We start from the raw sequence: 16,928 nt of genomic DNA, 5'->3' as shown, positions 1-16,928 counted from the left end.
TTTTCTTCCTTTGTTTGTGAAATATAAGCGCAAGTGTGACAGTGAGTGTAATAAAACCGTCACAGAAAACTCCTATCCTACGCGCAGTAATTTATAGATGGGTAACCCCCAACTTCTTTTAACTTTTAAGGTTTGAATGTATGAAGCTTATCAATTCTTTGCTTATTGCAGGTGCACTAGTTGCCATGCCTGTACTAGCACAAGACGATGAAGTACTAAATCCCGTTGTCGATGAGGCGGCGAAAATTAATGAATCTGCTGCGAAGTCGCAGGAAAAAATCAACGGTATTACCGATCAGATTGACAGCAAACTTCAGCAATTCAAAACATTGATGAAAGAAATTGAAGGTTTGGATGTTTATAACACTCAACTTCGTAAGCAAATTAACAGCCAAGAACAAGAAATGGATGACTTGAACGCTGCTATCGATGAAGTATCGGTTGTTGAGCGTCAAATTACCCCGCTTATGATGCGTATGATTGATGGCATGGAACAGTTCATTGCCCTAGACGTACCTTTCCTTCCTGAAGAGCGCAAAAACCGCGTTATGGATTTAAAAGCCATGATGGATCGCGCCGACGTAGCAGCGTCTGAGAAGTTCCGTCGTGTAATGGAAGCGTACCAAGTTGAAATGGACTACGGCCGCACCATGGAAGCCTACAGCGGCTTACATACTATTAATGGTCAAGAGCGTGACGTTGAGTTTTTACGCTTAGGTCGTACCGCTCTTATCTATCAAACTCGTGATGCTAGTTCACAAGGTGTTTGGAACAAGCAAACACGCCAGTGGGAAGAGCTAGACAGCAGCTACCGCACACAAATAACTAAAGGTCTGCGCATGGCGAAGAAGCAACTTGCCCCAGACTTACTAATGCTACCAGTGGCTATCACAGACTAAGAGGTTGATGAGAATGTTTAATTCAGTAAAACAAATCGCTTTTGGCCTAGTAGCCCTTAGCATTAGCGCCGGTGCTGTAGCACAGAGCGACCGCGCAATGGACCTAGACGCACTTCTAAAGCAATTAGAAGAAGGTCAGTTTGCTCAAACTGAGCAAAACAAACAACGTGAGCGCGATTTCGTAGCGCAACGTGCCGAGCAAGATCAAGTATTGCGTGATACACGCGCTCGTCGTGACCAAATGTTGGCACAGTCAGAGCAGCTTGAAACTCGATTTGAAGAAAACGAATTTAAATTAGCAGACCTTAATGGTGCGCTAGATACTCGTTTAGGTTCATTGAAAGAATTGTTTGGTGTACTTCAGCAAATTGCTGGCGACACCAAGAACAAATTTTATAACTCAGTAGTATCTGCGCAAATCACAGGTCGTTCAGACTTCCTAGATAAAATGGCACAAGACATGGGCTCTAGCTCAAAGCTTGCTTCTATCGAAGAAATTGAGCGTGTTTGGTTTGAAATGCAACGTGAAATGACTGAGTCAGGAAAAGTGACCAAATTCACTACTGACGTCGTTGAAGCGGGTGGTCAGAAAGTATCGAAAGAAGTGGTACGTGTAGGACCTTTCGCACTCGTTGCTAATGGTAAGTACCTTGAGTACAACGGTGTGACTGGCACAGTTTCAGAACTTATCCGTCAACCTGCTGACCGTTACAACAGCTCAGCTGCAGAACTTCAAGAATCTGCAAGTGGTGAGTTAGTTCAGTTTGGTATCGACCCAACAGGTGGTTCAATTCTAGGTCTTCTAGTTCAAGCGCCAAACCTTAAAGAGCGTGTTGAACAAGGCGGCGTAGTAGGGTACATCATCCTTATTGTCGGTGCGTTCGGGCTTCTACTTGCCATTGAGCGTTTGATTACCTTGTCATTAATTCGCATGAAGGTGAACAGCCAGCTTAAGAATAAGGAAGTTAAAACCAATAACCCACTTGGTCGTGTGCTTAAAGTACGAGACGATCATCCAAATGCTGACGTTGAAGCACTAGAGCTTCACCTTACTGAAGCGATTTTGGGCGAAGTACCTAAGCTAGGGCGTAACCTTACTATCATCAAGATTATCTCAGTAGTAGCACCGCTTATGGGTCTACTTGGTACGGTAACCGGTATGATTAATACATTCCAAGCCATTACTTTATTTGGTACAGGCGACCCGAAACTAATGGCGGGTGGTATTTCAACAGCACTAGTCACAACGGTTCTTGGTCTGGTAGTCGCTATTCCGATGACGTTGCTATACGCCATGCTAAATACACGTTCTAAGAACATTGTATACATTCTTCAAGAACAAGCGTCTGGCGTTATTGCAGAGCGCGCAGAGCGGAGCTAATCATGATCGAGTTTCTGGAAGCAATTCGCGATTTCACAGAAACAGGTGGCCAGGTTCTTCTGGTCATCGGTCTGCTGATATTCGTTATGTGGCTTTTGATCCTCGAGCGTGCCATGTATCTGATGATTTGGCATAAGCAAGCTAAGAAAGAGGCGGTGTCTATGTGGACTTCACGTCACGACCGCTCTTCTTGGATTGCACAGCAAGTTCGTCAGAAAACGATTTCACAGTTAACCATGCGTCTTAACGGTAGCATCCCGATTATTCAGTCTTTGGTAGCGCTTTGTCCGTTACTGGGCTTGATGGGAACGGTAACCGGTATGATTGAAGTGTTCGATGTAATGGCTATTGCAGGGTCGGGTAATGCTCGCTCTATGGCATCAGGCGTATCGAAAGCCACTATCCCCACTATGGCGGGCATGGTGGGTGCACTTTCAGGCGTATTCGCCTCTACGTGGCTTAACCGTATGGTGAAATCTGAACGCACGCATCTTGAGGATGCATTGACTATTCAACGTTAATGCTACGGCATTAAGGTAAGGTAAAAATTATGAAGCAGCACTTTCAAAACCTGGTTGATGAAGAAGAAGCAGCCATCGATATGACGCCCATGCTGGACGTTGTATTTATCATGTTGATTTTCTTTATTGTAACCGCATCGTTTGTAAAAGAAGCGGGTATTGATGTTAACCGTCCTGAAGCAGCTACTGCTGTGAAAAAAGATCGCGCTAACATCCTTATCGCTATCTCTGATAAAGGCGAGATTTGGATTAATAAGCGTCGTATCGATGAGCGCGCAGTACAGGCTAACATCGAGCGTCTTCACGCTGAAAACCCGCAGGGTACCGTTGTGATTCAAGCAGATAAAGAATCAACGACTGAAACCCTTATTAAGGTTATGGATGCCTCCCGTGCGGCAGGTGTTTTTGATGTTTCGATTGCAGCTCAAGAGCCATAAATCATGCCACGATATATAATCGCATTTGTTATATCCCTTGCGATCACGTTAGGCCTGTTCTTCTTGATGCAATCACTTATCAAGATGGGTGGCAGTGCGTTAACGGAACCGCCAAAGGGTAGTGTACTTGACTTTGTTAGGGTTAAGCAGGACGAACAGGTCGAGAAAAAAGACCGTAAGCCTAAAAAGCCGCCTAAGCCAGATCAGCCACCACCACAAATGGAACAGCCTCAAATGGACTCTCCTACTCCTGATGCGGAAGGGACGTCTATGGATTTCGGTGCAGATGTTGGTGATGATATTTCATTAGACGGCGGGTTAGCCCTTGAGTCTGGTGATGGTGAATATTTACCTATTGTTAAAGTGGCGCCTGTGTATCCTCGCCGTGCTTTACAACGTGGTATTGAAGGCTTTGTTATTGTTGAATTTACGGTAACTAAGCAAGGCGCAGTGCGAGATCCTATCGTGATAGAAGCCAACCCAGAAGGCATATTTGAACAAGCAGCAATGGATGCAGCAATGAAGTTTAAATATAAGCCACGAGTGGTTAATGGCGAAGCCACGGAAGTGTCTGGTATTCAAAACCGTATTACCTTCCAGATAGACGGATAATGACATGAGAATAAAACAAACGAATACATTGCTTAGTGCACTGGCGTTTGCCGTTGTTTTTGCAACTGTGTCTGTTCCTACTATGTTGGTTGCCAATGATGCGGTTGCCCAGGAACAAAAAGCCAGTGATAAGAAAACCCGTCGTGTTCCTACACTTCGCGGTAAAGTGTACGAGCAATTAGCACGTGCACAATCAGCCGCCGATGATGCAGACGATGTAGAAGAGGCTATTTCTATTCTTAAAGAGGTAGAAGAAAAAGCTGACTCTATGAATAGCTACGAAAAAGCCATGATGTATAACTTTTTCGGCTTCATTTATTACAACGACGAAAACTACGATAAAGCCCTAGAATCGTTTGAAAACGTAGTGAACCAGCAGCCTATTCCTGAAAAGTTCGAAATGTCGACCCTCTTCAGTTTGGCCCAATTGCATTTGATGCAAGGTAACTACGATAGAACGATAGAGTTTATCGAACGTTGGGAAGTATTAAACAACGGTGTTATTCCACCTAAAAATAAGGTATTAAAAGCACAGGCGTATTATCAAAACAAACGTTATGAAGAGTCTGCAGACTGGATAACGCAAGCGATTGAAGAGCACGAAGCAGAAGGCATGTTACCTGATGAAGCTTGGCTTATTCTTCAGCGCGCGGTGTACTACGAACTTAAACAGCCTCAGCAAGTAAAAGATATTTTGATCAAGCTAGTAAAGCTTTATAGCGAACCAAAGTATTGGATACAGTTAGCCGGCATGTACGGCGAACTTGGTGAAGAGCGTAAGCAGCTTGCTATTATGGAAACGGCTTACCAACAAGGTTTTGTGTCGTCACCTGCTGATATCTTCAACATGGCTCAGCTTTATTACTATCATCGTGCACCGTATAAAGGCGCATTGTTGATGGAACAGGCCATGAAAGAAGGTGTGCTTGAAGAAAACCTTCGAAACCTTAAGTTTTTAGGCCAAAGCTGGACACTCGCCAAAGAGCAAGACAGAGCGATTCCGGTAATGATGCAAGCGGCAGAATTATCAGAAGATGGCGAGTTAGATGCTCAGTTAGCGCAAATTTTGCTTAACGAACAACGTTGGGATGAGGCGATTACCTCAGCAGATCGCGCGATTGAAAAAGGCGAGATGCGTAACCCTGGCTTGGTATACTTGATTAAAGGCATGGCCCTTTATAATCAAAAGCAGTATGCACTAGCACTTAACCAACTTGCTGAAGCTGAAAAGCATCAGAAAAGCCGTGCTATGGCGCAGCAGTGGAAACAGTTTGTGCAATCTGAAAAGTCGCAGTCTGAACGTATTGAAGCTGAGCTTGGCAATAGCTAAACGCAACAGCTAGCATGCTTATAAGTGTCAATATAAAAGCCGCAGGCTTCTAAACGAGCTTGCGGCGTTTTTGTTAGTGTTGTTGTCATTAAAAGCCGACTAGTCTGAGGCTGTATTCTTAAAGCCGTTGGCTAAAAGATAACGACACAAAATCTAATCCTGTATGTTACCGTAATATTCTGCGCCATAAATTGCTTTCGCTGATTCGAACCATTCACGGAAGACTTAGGGAATTGAGGCTACAGGAATAAATGCTTAGGGAAGCAAGGCTTCTATTGATGGCAGTTCATTTCGTGCTTCAAGTTCATTCCAATACGCTTTTGTTTCCAGCACTTTTGGTCTTATAGATAAAAAAATAGCCACTAACTCTGGGTCGAAGTGCTTTCCAGACTCATTTTCGATATAACTAAACGCTTCATCATCCGACCATGCTTTCTTGTAAGGCCTTTTCATAGTCAGGGCATCGAACACATCAGCAATAGCCACAATGCGCGCGCTAATAGGAATTTGCTCACCTGCCAGTGAGTATGGATAACCACTACCATCCCACTTTTCATGATGATAGCGAGCAATTTCAGCTGCCAAATTAAATAAGGGGGTATTGCTTCGCGTTAAAATTTCAAACCCAATGGCAGCATGGGTGCGCATGATGTCCATTTCATCAGAGGAAAGTCGGCGAGGGGCCTTTAAAATACTATCGGGAATGCCGATTTTACCGGTGTCATGCATAGGCGCGGCTTGTGCCAGTAAAGAGGCGTCGTCAGCTGACCAACCTGCGGCTAAAGCTAAACACTGACAATAGGCGGCCATGCGCCAAATGTGGTGACCCGTGTCGGTATCGTTGTAATGCCCTGCAGCGGCCAACATACTAATCGCGCTTTGCTGACTCAGAAGCAGTTCTTGCGTTCTGATCTTAACTTCTTGTTCAGTTACTCTTACTTGATGTGCTAACGAGATGTGAGTTTTTACCCGAGCAAGTACCAATGCGGGTGAGATAGGCTTAGTAATATAATCCACTGCACCTAATTCGAACCCTTTTTCTTCATCTTGACCTTGGCCTAAAGCCGTAACAAATATGATAGGCACCTTAGCCAGTCTGGGGGCAAGCTCTGGGGAGGTTTTAATTTGCCGGCATACCTCATGACCGTCAATACCCGGCATCATAATGTCGAGTAAAATTAGATCTGGGGTGAACTGCTCTACGACTTTCAATGCAATATGCCCAGTGGGCGCTACTTTTACTTGATAATAAGGCGACAAGATACCCTGCAATAAATCAATATTTGCTGGCTCATCGTCAACGACTAAAACGCTAAAATCCGTTTTTTTCGATTGTTGGTTATCAGCCATTTAGCAGTGTATCCCTTAAGCGTACAAGTTCTTCAAGTGCTCGGCTGTAATCGTAAACACTCACAAGTTGTCTTGCATGGTTTAATGTATGCGCCGATGATGAAGTAGCATGTTGATTATAAAGCGCTGATAGCAGAGATACTGCCTCTGCGTCATATGATTCAAGGCTGCTAATAACCGCAGACAAGTCTGAAATTGACAATACCTCGTCGACTTCTATTTCATCATACTCTTTTGGTAATGAAAGCGTATGCGCAATAAGTCGAAGAGTGGCGTCTAAAGCGAATGAAATCGCGGATATTATTTGCGCGTAGTCAGCGTCGTTTCCCTCACTATTACAAAAGTCATCTAACGCCTTCACTAACGTATTTGCACCAATAGATTTGGCGTCAGCTAGTAGTGAAGTTATAGCATCATGTTTGTCTGTACTCTCAACCATCAGATCAATGAGTTGTGCCAGCATGTCGGCATTGCCGTAGTTTAGATAAAACGCTTCAAGCGAATGCAGGAATGGGTCAGCCTTTTCATGCATTAGCGCTGAATTTACCGGAGCGGTAATATTTATATCGATGACATGTAATATTTCAGCCGCGCTTGCAGGTTTTAGTAAATGCGCGCACATGCCCGCACTAGATGCTTTTTGTTTATTTTCACTGCTACCGTCTGCGCTCAGCGCAATAATTGGGCAATGCCAATCAGGCCGGTTGCAAAGCTCCTCCGCCACAGTAAAGCCGCTAATAGTAGGAAGAATACAATCGAGCAGTACCACATCGAACTTATTATCATGGCTTAGTGAGATTGCTTGTTCGCCAGTGGTTGCCGTTGTTACTTCAAACCCTGAGTCGAGTAATATTTGTTGTGCGATCTCAAGGCTTATATTGTCATCGTCTACTAAAAGGGCGTGTTTCCCCGCTAAACGACGTTTACGCCATTTCTTGCTCTCTAGCCCTTCATCGTATGTTTGAGTGATTAAGTTAGAAGGGGGAAATAATTCGTTTACTATTTGCGTGTCGGTAAATGGAAGTTCAATAATGCTGATATTGTGAAGTGCGCTAGCGTGTAAACGTCGCCTCGCTTCTTCGGCCTCTATCGGGGTAATAATAGCGACAATATTTAGCTTTTCGTACTCGCCGAACTTAATATGATTGGCCAACTTATTCCATGCTGACAATGGCTCTGGAAGCAAGAGTATAACGTCGTGCGGCGTTAAAGGGATGGTGTCAGTATTAGCGTCAATATATGAGCAAGTAAGGGACAACCGTGAGAAAATGTGAGAAAGTATGGATTCAACCTCTGTCATGGCATCACTGGTATTTATACACAACAACGGCTTATTTAGTGCGTAAGTCGGTACGCTTTCAGCCGTATTATGCGAGAGCATGGCGGGAAGCGTAAAACTAAAATGGCTCTCTTTTCCAAGCTCACTTGTGAACTCAAGAGTTCCATTCATAAGCTCTACCAGCCGCTTGCTGATCGCTAGCCCCAGCCCCGTTCCACCATACTCTCGTGAAATAGAGGCGTCGGCTTGCACAAACGCATTGAACAGCTTACTTTTACTTTTTTCTCCAATACCAATTCCAGTATCACTTACACTAAACGACAGCGCTAAGCCTTTATTTCGCACCGTTATCTTTACAAAGCCACGCTCAGTAAATTTTATAGCGTTTCCTATCAAATTCACGAGCACTTGATAAATTTTGTCATTGTCACCTTTACAGGTAATGTCGGTGTCTAAACGCATATCGAAAAGTAGCTGCAGGTGTTTCTGGCGTGCTTTATGTTGAAAAACTTGTGCAAGCTTATTCATCATTTCAGCTAGGTTAAATTCAACCCGATTGAATTTGGTTTGTTGCGCTTCTAGCTTTGAGAAATCTAAAATTCCGTTTACTAACGTGAGCAGCGAAGTTGCGCTGCCTTTTACCTTGGTCATGTAATTTTGTTGTTGAGCTTGGTTCTCGGTTTCCAATGCTAAATGGGTTAAACCAATAATGGCGTTCATGGGCGTACGTATCTCATGGCTCATGGTGGCTAAGAAGTCGCCTTTGGCTTTATTCGCATTGGCCGCTTCTTTGTAAGCATTGCGTAGCTTGCGCTCTAACTCTTTACGTCCACTAATATCTCTAAATACGCCCACGTGTCCATTTGGCGCGCCATGTTTGTCTTTTAAAGGAACAGCAATAATTGAAATAGGAAATATACGTCCACGTTTATCGGTGAAAAAGTCTTCATCTGACGTGTAGGTTTCCCCTTCAAGGATTGCGATGTTCACTGGGCATTCATGTCGAGGTATAAGTTGTCCATTTTCTCGTTGGTAGTGCACCGCGTTGTGGAAGCGCTGGTTTTGTAAATCTTCTAACTCCCAACCCAATAAACGCGTGGCTTCTGGATTGAGAAATTGCGTTTTCCCATTTGCGTCTATGGCATAAACCCCTTCACCAATGCTGTCAGTGATGCTTTGATAAAAGTTTCGCCCAAGCGCTAATTTTTCTTCCAATTTTTTCTGGTTTGAAATATCAGTGCATATAACCACAACATTGACGACTCGGCCTTCATCATTGAAGGTAGGGACAATAGTGCAAAACACAAACCAAGGATTGCCAGAGCGAGCAATACTATGAAGTTCTCCATGCCAAACCTCACCCTTAAATAGAGATTTCAGAATGTCTATTCGAGTAGCCAAGGGGACGTTCTTGACATTGAGCATGTCTGCGTTGTTACCAATCAGCTCTTCTCGACTAAATTCTGAGAGTTCGCAGCATTTGTCATTGGCCATCAAGATGTTGCCATCTAAATCTAATGTGACAACGATGCCATGCTTATCCATCGCCATGCGTTGTATAAGCATTTCATTGTTAGAGTGCTGCTGCTCGTTAACTAAATTCAAAACCAGAGCCGATAGCGAGGACATATCTGTTATAGGTTCAGCAACGTTGGGCTGTCCTTTTGCCGCTAACAGTGTACTGGCTGTTTGACGAAGGTTGTTAATTGATGAGTTTACATCGCTAAAGACTGAGGAACTTGAGCTAGCCAAGCCCTCATGGGCATGAGTTGCAATATCGGCAGGTCTGTTAAGTTGAACATCACTTTCAAAATTAAAACGCTGATAGGTCTCATCAACTGAAGCGAGTAGCTTGCTTAGGCCCATTTTTAGGCGAGATATATCATGCGTATCTGTTGGTGAAGTATTACTCAAAATTTCAGCTAGCCAAAGCTCCCCTCGAGGATTACTTTCACAAGAAAATGCAGTATTGATTTGCTTAATTAAATGGGAATTCACTGAATTGGAATCAAACTTACGTAAGGTTCAATGAATAACTTATAGACTGGAAATGATATAGCGGCAAAAAAATCAGGTTATTCTTTGGTAGCAATAACCTGATTTTATTTAATTTATTATTTTGAAAAAGTAATAAAACTAGGCTGTGCGAAGCTCGCGGCGCAGAATTTTCCCTACGGTAGATTTAGGAAGCTCTTCTAAAACGGTCAGTTCCTTAGGTACTTTGTAGTTGGTAAGACTTTCTTTGCAAAACGCGATGATGTCGTCATTACTAACGGGCTTGCTCACCGTGATAAACGCGCAAACTCGCTCACCGGATTTATCATCAGGTTTACCTACTACTGCTGCTTCCATAATGTCAGGGTGAGCAGTGAGTACATCTTCCACTTCATTAGGGTACACATTGAAGCCAGAAACAATAATCATGTCTTTTAAACGATCGACAATTTTAAGTGCGCCAGATTCTACCCAAATACCGATATCACCCGTTTTAAAGTAGCCATCTTTGGTCATGACTTTTGCGGTTTCATCGTCTCTGTTCCAATAGCCCAGCATGACTTGTGGTCCACGAACAGCAATCTGTCCAGATTCACCTTTGGCTACGGGGTTATCGTAACTGTCTAGCAAAGCAACTTCTGTATCTTGCAAAGGCTTACCCACAGTACCTATTTCTTCTTCACCCGGAAGGTTAAACGATACAACCGGAGCCGTTTCTGACAACCCGTAGCCTTCAGTAATAGTATTACCTGTCACTTGCTTCCAAATAGACACTGCACCTTGTGTAAGCGCAGTACCACCAGACATAGTTAAATGCAGGTTAGAGAAGTCGAGCTTGGCAAATTCTGGGTGACGACCCAAACCAACGAATAACGTGTTAATACCCGCAAACGCGGTAATCTTGTGCGGCTTTAATGTTTGAATGAAACCGTCGATATCCCGTGGGTTTGGAATAAGAATGATATGGCTACCCTTAGCAAACAGCGCCATCATACATACCGTGAAAGCATAAATGTGGTACAGCGGAAGTGGGCAAACTACTACTTCTTCGCCTTCTTTAAAGAAGCCACCTAAGTGACTTAGCATTTGAACACTGTTGCTCATCACGTTTTTATGGCTAAGGGCTGCGCCTTTAGACACACCAGTAGTTCCTCCGGTGTATTGCAACATAGCCAAAGCATCAAATTCTGTTTTAGGTCTTTGCACCGCTGGCAAGTCTGCACCTGCTGCAACGGCATCCGTTAAGGACACTGTGCCGTCTATACTTGGCGCAGTAGAAGCATCTAATAATTCAGTCGCTGATGTAGCCACAACAGTTTTAATTTGAGTGTCACTTTTAATGGCATCAAATTTAGGCAGTAAGTCGCTCAAAATAACTAATGCAGTGGCGCCACTATCGGAGAACTGATGCTTCATTTCCCGTTCGGTATAAAGCGGATTAGTGTTAACCACTACCAAACCCGCACGCAAAGCTGCATACACGGCGATAGGGTTTTGAATTAAGTTGGGTAGCTGAATAGCTATTCGATCGCCTGCTTTCAAATTCGCAGTATGAGTAAGGTAGCGGGCTAAGGCGGCAGATTTCTCGTCTATTTCTTTGAAGGTTAGAGTTTGACCTAATGCGGTATACGCAGGCTTTTCAGCATGCTTGGAAAGAACGGCTTCGATATTGTCGGCCAGGCAAGTAACGTTATCTGGGTACGTTAACATAATGCTTTATCCTGAATGAGAGGTTTCAATGAAAAGTGACTGTGCCGATACAGTAACAAATGTTCATTTTTATTTACATACCTATTACATTATAGCTGAATATTCATGTTAGTGATGGTTGCTGGTAGTTTGGATAGATTTGACTAGGGTTGGGGATCGCTGATTTAAGCGTGGAACCAGTGTGAAATTTGCGCTGCAAAGTACTGGCGATTAGCTATTTGAAAGTGGACCCGACCTACTCGTTACCCGCAATAAGCCATAAATGAAACCACCAAATAACCCTGAGAAACATTGAAGTAAAAAGCCATCATACCCACGCGCTCCTGCAATAAGCGTAACGTTAAGAATAGGCTGCATGGCAAGTAACGCAACGGCAATGCTGCTTGCCCCCGCCACGCTTGTTAACGTGATAAAGCGAGGTTTTGTAATGTCATGCTTTATGGCGTATTTGCGAATGATAGTGACAACCCCGAACGCAAGTAACAGTGCAACAGCGATAATAATGCCATACGTGGGGAGTAAGCCTACTACATCCTTCAATGCGGTAGATAGCCACTCAGAGGGTAATATTGCCACCCCAAGATTGGATAGCGCTTTTAGTACTTGAAACGTGTGTAAACCGCTAGCCACTAAAAAGGTCGCTAACCACGCAGGAAGAAAACTTTTGATAAAAGGCCACATAACCGCTGTTCCCGCTATTTTAAGGTGTTATAACAATCAAAATACTATTGCATGCTAAGGTAGCTTAATAAATAGGGGGAAGGAAATTATGTTTAGCCAAGGCGGGTGGGCCATGCTTAGTAACAAGAAGCTAGCTAATAGAAAGCTAGCTAATAAAAAACTAGGTAATAAAAACCGTGTGAACAAAATACGTGGTACTAACAAATACCAAGCACTTCGACCTACACGTTATGTAACTTTGATAATACTCACAAGCTTGAGTTTATTATCAACCTACAGTGCTTCAGCAGGTACGTCGGATAAAAATGCGCTTGAGGAACACGCTTCTGAGACACCAACTTCTGATACAGCAATAAATAGGGTAATTGCCGATGCTCTGCATTACCCCAAAGCGCTTTTGCAATTGCCCGATGGCAGTTGGCTGGTGGCAGAACGAGACGGCACTGTTGTCACCGTACCTTCTACTGTCGATAGTTCAAGTAAACCTTCTTCGCCCCAACAAGCCGGCTTCGCACAAGCATCAGCTCGAAAATCCTTGGCTCAACAAAAATTGCCACTTGTGCAGCTTTATCAAAAAGGGCAGGGCGGTTTGCTGCACATGGCACTTTCTCCCGATTTTAGCACCTCGAAAGTCATTCTGTTTTCGTACTCGAAGGGCACCGACGACGCGAATCGTTTGGCAATTATGCGGGGTGTTTTGTCCGATGATGGGCAAATTGAAGCACTCACACCAGTAATAGAAATTAAAGACAGCAAGGCTACGCCAGTGCATTTTGGTGGCAAACTGGTGGCCATGGATGATGGCACTTGGTTGGTGACTACAGGAGACGGTTTCGATTACCGAGAACAGGCCCAAGTATTAAGTTCACAGTTAGGGAAAGTGCTTCGTTTTACCATAGAAGGAAAGCCTGCCTCAAATGTGCCTTTTAACAATGCACAGTTTGTTTACACCTTGGGGCACAGGAACCCACAAGGGTTGGTGAAAATGCAAAATGGTGACGTTTACTTGCATGAACACGGCCCTGATGGCGGCGATGAACTAAACAAGCTTGCGCCTGGTGCGAACTATGGTTGGCCAGTGGTTACGCTAGGAAGGGACTATTCTGGGGCAACGATTTCCCCCTTTAATCAATACGAAGGCATGGTGAATCCACTCGTGGATTGGACGCCATCTATAGCGCCATCATCCATGGCGGTATACAACCACAATACTTTTCCGGCACTCTCTAATCACTTGCTTGTTTCTGCCTTAAAAGCGAAGGCGCTTTATGCGGTTGACTTATCAAGCCAGCCTTTTCAGTATCGAAGAGTTTTTTCTTCAATAAATCAACGGGTTCGTGATGTGGCAATAGGGAACGATGGCGGCGTTTATGTGCTGACTGATGGGGAAAGTGCTAAGCTAATACAGTTGCTACCACCTGATCCTTCTGTCGCGGGTACTAGCTCAGGGCTAGCTCAGATTAGTCTCCTTGAATCTAATAACTAGAAAATATTGTAAAATTACAACATTATTGTTTATTATTTCATCTGGTTCGACCATAAATACGAGAAATACCTAAGATAAGTCGTGCTTTGTATAGCTCGCTTTTCATATTGCCCAAAGAAGTAATATAAAACGAGATTTACACTAAATTTTCATTCTAACTAAATGATAAATAATAATTATTTTTTGTTTTAGTCAATTGGCGTTTAACTGCCAAATTAGAAAATTGTCAATGCGTTGAAGTTAATGAAAAGTGTAAATGGGGCTTTGCGCCATTCTGCTATTTTCTAATGATTACCTGATGCTTAAAAATCAGTTAAAATAACCACTATAATTTCATGCGTATAGCTAAGACCGACGTATAATTAACCCCTGCGTATAAAAAATACCTACGTATAACCAAGACCGAGAGAATTATATGAGTTTGTATTCAGAATACATGGCCGAAATCGAGACCCGTAAAGCGGAACTTGGTTTACACCCTAAGCCTATCGACAGTGCCGATTTGCTGTCAGAAATTATTGCTCAAATTAAAGATACCAATAACGAGCACCGTGAAGATTCTCTTAATTTCTTCATCTACAACACACTGCCAGGTACAACAAGTGCTGCAGGTGTTAAAGCCGCATTCCTTAAAGAAATCGTACTAGGTGAGTCAGTTGTTGCTGAAATTACACCTGAGTTTGCGTTAGAGCTGCTTTCACATATGAAAGGTGGCCCGTCTGTTGAAGTACTTCTAGATTTGGCACTTTCAGACAACGAAGCCGTTGCTAAGACAGCTGCTGAAGTAGTAAAAACACAGGTTTACTTATACGAAGCTGATACCGAGCGTTTAGAAGCGTCGTACAACGCAGGTAATGCAATAGCAAAAGACATTCTTGAGAGCTACGCAAAAGCAGAGTTCTTTACTAAATTGCCTGACGTACCAGAAAAAATTGATGTAGTAACTTACATTGCTGCAGAAGGTGATATCTCTACTGATTTACTTTCTCCAGGTAACCAAGCTCACTCTCGTGCAGATCGCGAGCTACACGGTCAGTGCATGATCACGTCTGAAGCACAGCAAGAAATTGTTGAGTTAGGTAAAAAGCACCCTAACGCTAAAGTAATGCTTATTGCTGAAAAAGGTACCATGGGCGTAGGTTCTTCGCGCATGTCTGGTGTGAATAACGTTGCACTTTGGGCCGGTGAGGCAGCAAGCCCTTACATTCCATTTGTGAACAAAGCGCCAGTGGTTGCAGGTACTAACGGTATCGCGCCTATCTTCTTAACCACCGTAGACGTTACTGGCGGTATTGGTTTAGACCTTAAAAACTGGGTTAAAAAGACTGATGCTAACGGTGAAGTGGTTCGCGATGCTAACGGCGACCCAGTGCTAGAAGAAGCATATTCAGTTGCTAGTGGCACTGTACTAACTATCGATACTAAAGCGAAGAAACTGTTCAATGGTTCAGAAGAACTTGCTGATATATCAAGCGCTTTCACTCCGCAAAAAATGGAGTTCATGAAAGCGGGTGGTTCTTACGCGGTAACGTTTGGTAAGCAATTACAAACTTTTGCTGCGAAAGTGTTGGGCACAGACGTACCTGAAGTTTACGCACGTTCGAAAGAAGTATCGGTAGAGAACCAAGGCTTAACTGCTGTTGAAAAAATCTTTAACCGCAATGCGGTAGGCGTTAAGTCTGAGACCCCGCTTCACGCTGGCTCAGACGTTCGCGTAAAAGTAAATATTGTAGGCTCGCAAGATACAACCGGTCCGATGACATGCCAAGAGCTAGAGTCAATGGCAGCATCAACGATTTCTCCGCTTGTAGACGGCGCATACCAGTCGGGCTGTCACACAGCTTCGGTATGGGATAAGAAAGCCCAAGCTAATATTCCTAAGCTTATGTCTTTCATGAATAACTTTGGCGTAATCACGGCACGTGACCCTAAAGGGGTTTACCATGCAATGACTGACGTTATTCACAAAGTATTGAACGACATTACCGTTGACGATCGCGCTATTATCATTGGTGGTGACTCACATACGCGTATGTCTAAAGGTGTCGCGTTCGGTGCTGACTCGGGTACGGTAGCGGTAGCACTTGCGACAGGTGAAGCGGCGATGCCAATTCCAGAGTCGGTTAAAGTAACCTTTAAAGGCCACATGAAGAGCCACATGGATTTCCGTGACGTTGTTCATGCTACTCAAGCTCAAATGCTGAAGCAATTTGGCGGCGAGAATGTGTTCCAAGGCCGAGTTATCGAAGTACAAATCGGTACTTTGCTTGCTGACCAAGCGTTTACCTTTACTGACTGGACGGCAGAAATGAAGGCGAAAGCCTCAATCTGTATTTCTAACGACGAGACTATGATCAAGTCGCTAGAAGTGGCAAAGAGCCGTATTCAGAAAATGATCGACAAAGGCATGGAAAACGATGCCAACATGCTTCAAGGTTTGATTGACCTTGCTGACAAGCGTATTGCTGAAATCAAGTCTGGTGAGAATCCTGCACTAGCACCTGATGATAGCGCGAAGTACTACGCTGAGGTTGTGGTTGATTTGGACCAAATCGAAGAGCCAATGATTGCCGACCCAGACGTAAACAACGACGACGTTTCTAAGCGTTATACCCATGACGTTATTCGCCCAGTTTCTTTCTACGACGGCAAAGCCGTTGATTTAGCCTTTGTTGGTTCTTGTATGGTTCACAAAGGTGACATGCAGATTATCGCTCAAATGCTTCGTAATTTAGAAAAGCAAAATGGCAGTGTGTCGTTTAACATACCACTTGTCGTTGCACCACCAACATACAACATTGTTGATGAGCTAAAAGCGGAAGGCGATTGGGATATCCTTACTAAGTACGCTGGTTTCGAGTTCAACGACGACAAGCCAAAAGAAGCAGCACGTACTAAGTACGACAACATCATGTACCTAGAGCGTCCAGGATGCAACCTTTGTATGGGTAACCAAGAAAAAGCAGAACCTGGTGATACGGTAATTGCTACCTCTACGCGCTTGTTCCAAGGTCGTGTTGTTGCCGACTCTAACGAGAAGAAAGGTGAGTCACTTCTTGGTTCAACACCATTGGTAGTATTGTCTGCTGTGCTAGGACGCTTCCCTACTATGGATGAGTACAAAGCTGCGGTTGAAGGTATTAACCTTACAGACTTCGCGCCGCCATCAGAAGACATGAGCGTTAAAGCTAAGTTCGAGCCAAGCGTCGCTGTTAAAACAGTAAGCTAAGTTCAAATTTAACCCTTG

General features: G+C 43.9%; 12 protein-coding genes. 8 read left to right on the top strand and 4 right to left on the bottom strand.

The window, feature by feature from the left end; translation table 11 throughout:
- Positions 1-140: 140 nt before the first annotated feature.
- From Q4561_RS01275 to Q4561_RS01250, 6 genes are read left to right on the top strand one after another with little or no spacing between them, the layout of a single operon-like run.
- The gene (locus tag Q4561_RS01275) at positions 141-899 is read left to right on the top strand and encodes a DUF3450 domain-containing protein (protein WP_303456856.1); all 759 of its coding nucleotides are present in this window, start codon (positions 141-143) and stop codon (positions 897-899) included.
- Positions 900-912: 13 nt separating this feature from the next.
- On the top strand, positions 913-2,280 hold the full coding sequence (locus tag Q4561_RS01270; protein WP_303456854.1) for a MotA/TolQ/ExbB proton channel family protein: 1,368 nt from the start codon (positions 913-915) through the stop codon (positions 2,278-2,280).
- A 2-nt stretch (positions 2,281-2,282) separates the two neighbouring features.
- Positions 2,283-2,801, top strand: coding sequence for a MotA/TolQ/ExbB proton channel family protein (locus Q4561_RS01265; protein WP_303456851.1), 519 nt, complete (start codon positions 2,283-2,285; stop codon positions 2,799-2,801).
- Positions 2,802-2,830: 29 nt separating this feature from the next.
- The gene (locus Q4561_RS01260; protein WP_013785412.1) at positions 2,831-3,238 is read left to right on the top strand and encodes a biopolymer transporter ExbD; all 408 of its coding nucleotides are present in this window, start codon (positions 2,831-2,833) and stop codon (positions 3,236-3,238) included.
- A 3-nt stretch (positions 3,239-3,241) separates the two neighbouring features.
- Positions 3,242-3,850, top strand: a complete 609-nt coding sequence (locus Q4561_RS01255; protein ID WP_013785411.1) for an energy transducer TonB — start codon at positions 3,242-3,244, stop codon at positions 3,848-3,850.
- A gap of 4 nt (positions 3,851-3,854) precedes the next feature.
- Positions 3,855-5,180, top strand: a complete 1,326-nt coding sequence (locus tag Q4561_RS01250; RefSeq protein WP_303456849.1) for a lipopolysaccharide assembly protein LapB — start codon at positions 3,855-3,857, stop codon at positions 5,178-5,180.
- 255 nt (positions 5,181-5,435) lie between these two features.
- Here Q4561_RS01250 and Q4561_RS01245 read toward each other — a convergent pair whose 3' ends face one another.
- From Q4561_RS01245 to Q4561_RS01230, 4 genes are all read right to left on the bottom strand, one after another.
- Positions 5,436-6,530 (bottom strand): two-component system response regulator, encoded by a 1,095-nt coding sequence (locus Q4561_RS01245; RefSeq protein ID WP_303456847.1) that lies wholly within the window; start codon positions 6,528-6,530, stop codon positions 5,436-5,438.
- Positions 6,523-9,723 carry a PAS domain-containing hybrid sensor histidine kinase/response regulator gene (locus Q4561_RS01240; RefSeq protein WP_303456845.1) on the bottom strand — a complete coding sequence of 1,067 codons (3,201 nt, stop codon included), beginning with the start codon at positions 9,721-9,723 and terminating at the stop codon, positions 6,523-6,525. The genes Q4561_RS01245 and Q4561_RS01240 overlap by 8 nt, the downstream gene beginning before the upstream one ends.
- Positions 9,724-9,945: 222 nt before the next feature.
- On the bottom strand, positions 9,946-11,514 hold the full coding sequence (locus tag Q4561_RS01235) for an AMP-binding protein (RefSeq protein WP_303456843.1): 1,569 nt from the start codon (positions 11,512-11,514) through the stop codon (positions 9,946-9,948).
- A gap of 210 nt (positions 11,515-11,724) precedes the next feature.
- Complete coding sequence (locus Q4561_RS01230; protein ID WP_303456840.1) at positions 11,725-12,195, bottom strand: hypothetical protein; 471 nt, start codon at positions 12,193-12,195, stop codon at positions 11,725-11,727.
- A gap of 112 nt (positions 12,196-12,307) precedes the next feature.
- Between Q4561_RS01230 and Q4561_RS01225 the strand changes: the two genes are divergently transcribed.
- Complete coding sequence (locus tag Q4561_RS01225; protein WP_303456837.1) at positions 12,308-13,681, top strand: PQQ-dependent sugar dehydrogenase; 1,374 nt, start codon at positions 12,308-12,310, stop codon at positions 13,679-13,681.
- 415 nt (positions 13,682-14,096) lie between these two features.
- Complete coding sequence (locus Q4561_RS01220) at positions 14,097-16,910, top strand: bifunctional aconitate hydratase 2/2-methylisocitrate dehydratase (RefSeq protein ID WP_303456834.1); 2,814 nt, start codon at positions 14,097-14,099, stop codon at positions 16,908-16,910.
- The last annotated feature ends 18 nt before the right edge of the window (positions 16,911-16,928 follow it).

This window comes from Alteromonas sp. 1_MG-2023, assembly GCF_030547075.1.
Lineage (GTDB): Bacteria > Pseudomonadota > Gammaproteobacteria > Enterobacterales > Alteromonadaceae > Alteromonas.
Note: the sequence above shows the minus strand (reverse complement) of the source record. Positions and strands in the feature narration are given on the sequence as shown.

What these genes read in the sequence shown, in the direction of transcription:
- Q4561_RS01245 (WP_303456847.1), bottom strand. Translation starts at nt 6,530, where the DNA reads ATGGCTGATAACCAACAATCGAAAAAAACGGATTTTAGCGTTTTAGTC.
- Q4561_RS01250 (WP_303456849.1), top strand. Translation starts at nt 3,855, where the DNA reads ATGAGAATAAAACAAACGAATACATTGCTTAGTGCACTGGCGTTTGCC.
- Q4561_RS01270 (WP_303456854.1), top strand. Translation starts at nt 913, where the DNA reads ATGTTTAATTCAGTAAAACAAATCGCTTTTGGCCTAGTAGCCCTTAGC.
- Q4561_RS01230 (WP_303456840.1), bottom strand. Translation starts at nt 12,195, where the DNA reads ATGTGGCCTTTTATCAAAAGTTTTCTTCCTGCGTGGTTAGCGACCTTT.
- Q4561_RS01260 (WP_013785412.1), top strand. Translation starts at nt 2,831, where the DNA reads ATGAAGCAGCACTTTCAAAACCTGGTTGATGAAGAAGAAGCAGCCATC.
- Q4561_RS01255 (WP_013785411.1), top strand. Translation starts at nt 3,242, where the DNA reads ATGCCACGATATATAATCGCATTTGTTATATCCCTTGCGATCACGTTA.
- Q4561_RS01275 (WP_303456856.1), top strand. Translation starts at nt 141, where the DNA reads ATGAAGCTTATCAATTCTTTGCTTATTGCAGGTGCACTAGTTGCCATG.
- Q4561_RS01225 (WP_303456837.1), top strand. Translation starts at nt 12,308, where the DNA reads ATGCTTAGTAACAAGAAGCTAGCTAATAGAAAGCTAGCTAATAAAAAA.
- Q4561_RS01265 (WP_303456851.1), top strand. Translation starts at nt 2,283, where the DNA reads ATGATCGAGTTTCTGGAAGCAATTCGCGATTTCACAGAAACAGGTGGC.
- Q4561_RS01220 (WP_303456834.1), top strand. Translation starts at nt 14,097, where the DNA reads ATGAGTTTGTATTCAGAATACATGGCCGAAATCGAGACCCGTAAAGCG.
- Q4561_RS01235 (WP_303456843.1), bottom strand. Translation starts at nt 11,514, where the DNA reads ATGTTAACGTACCCAGATAACGTTACTTGCCTGGCCGACAATATCGAA.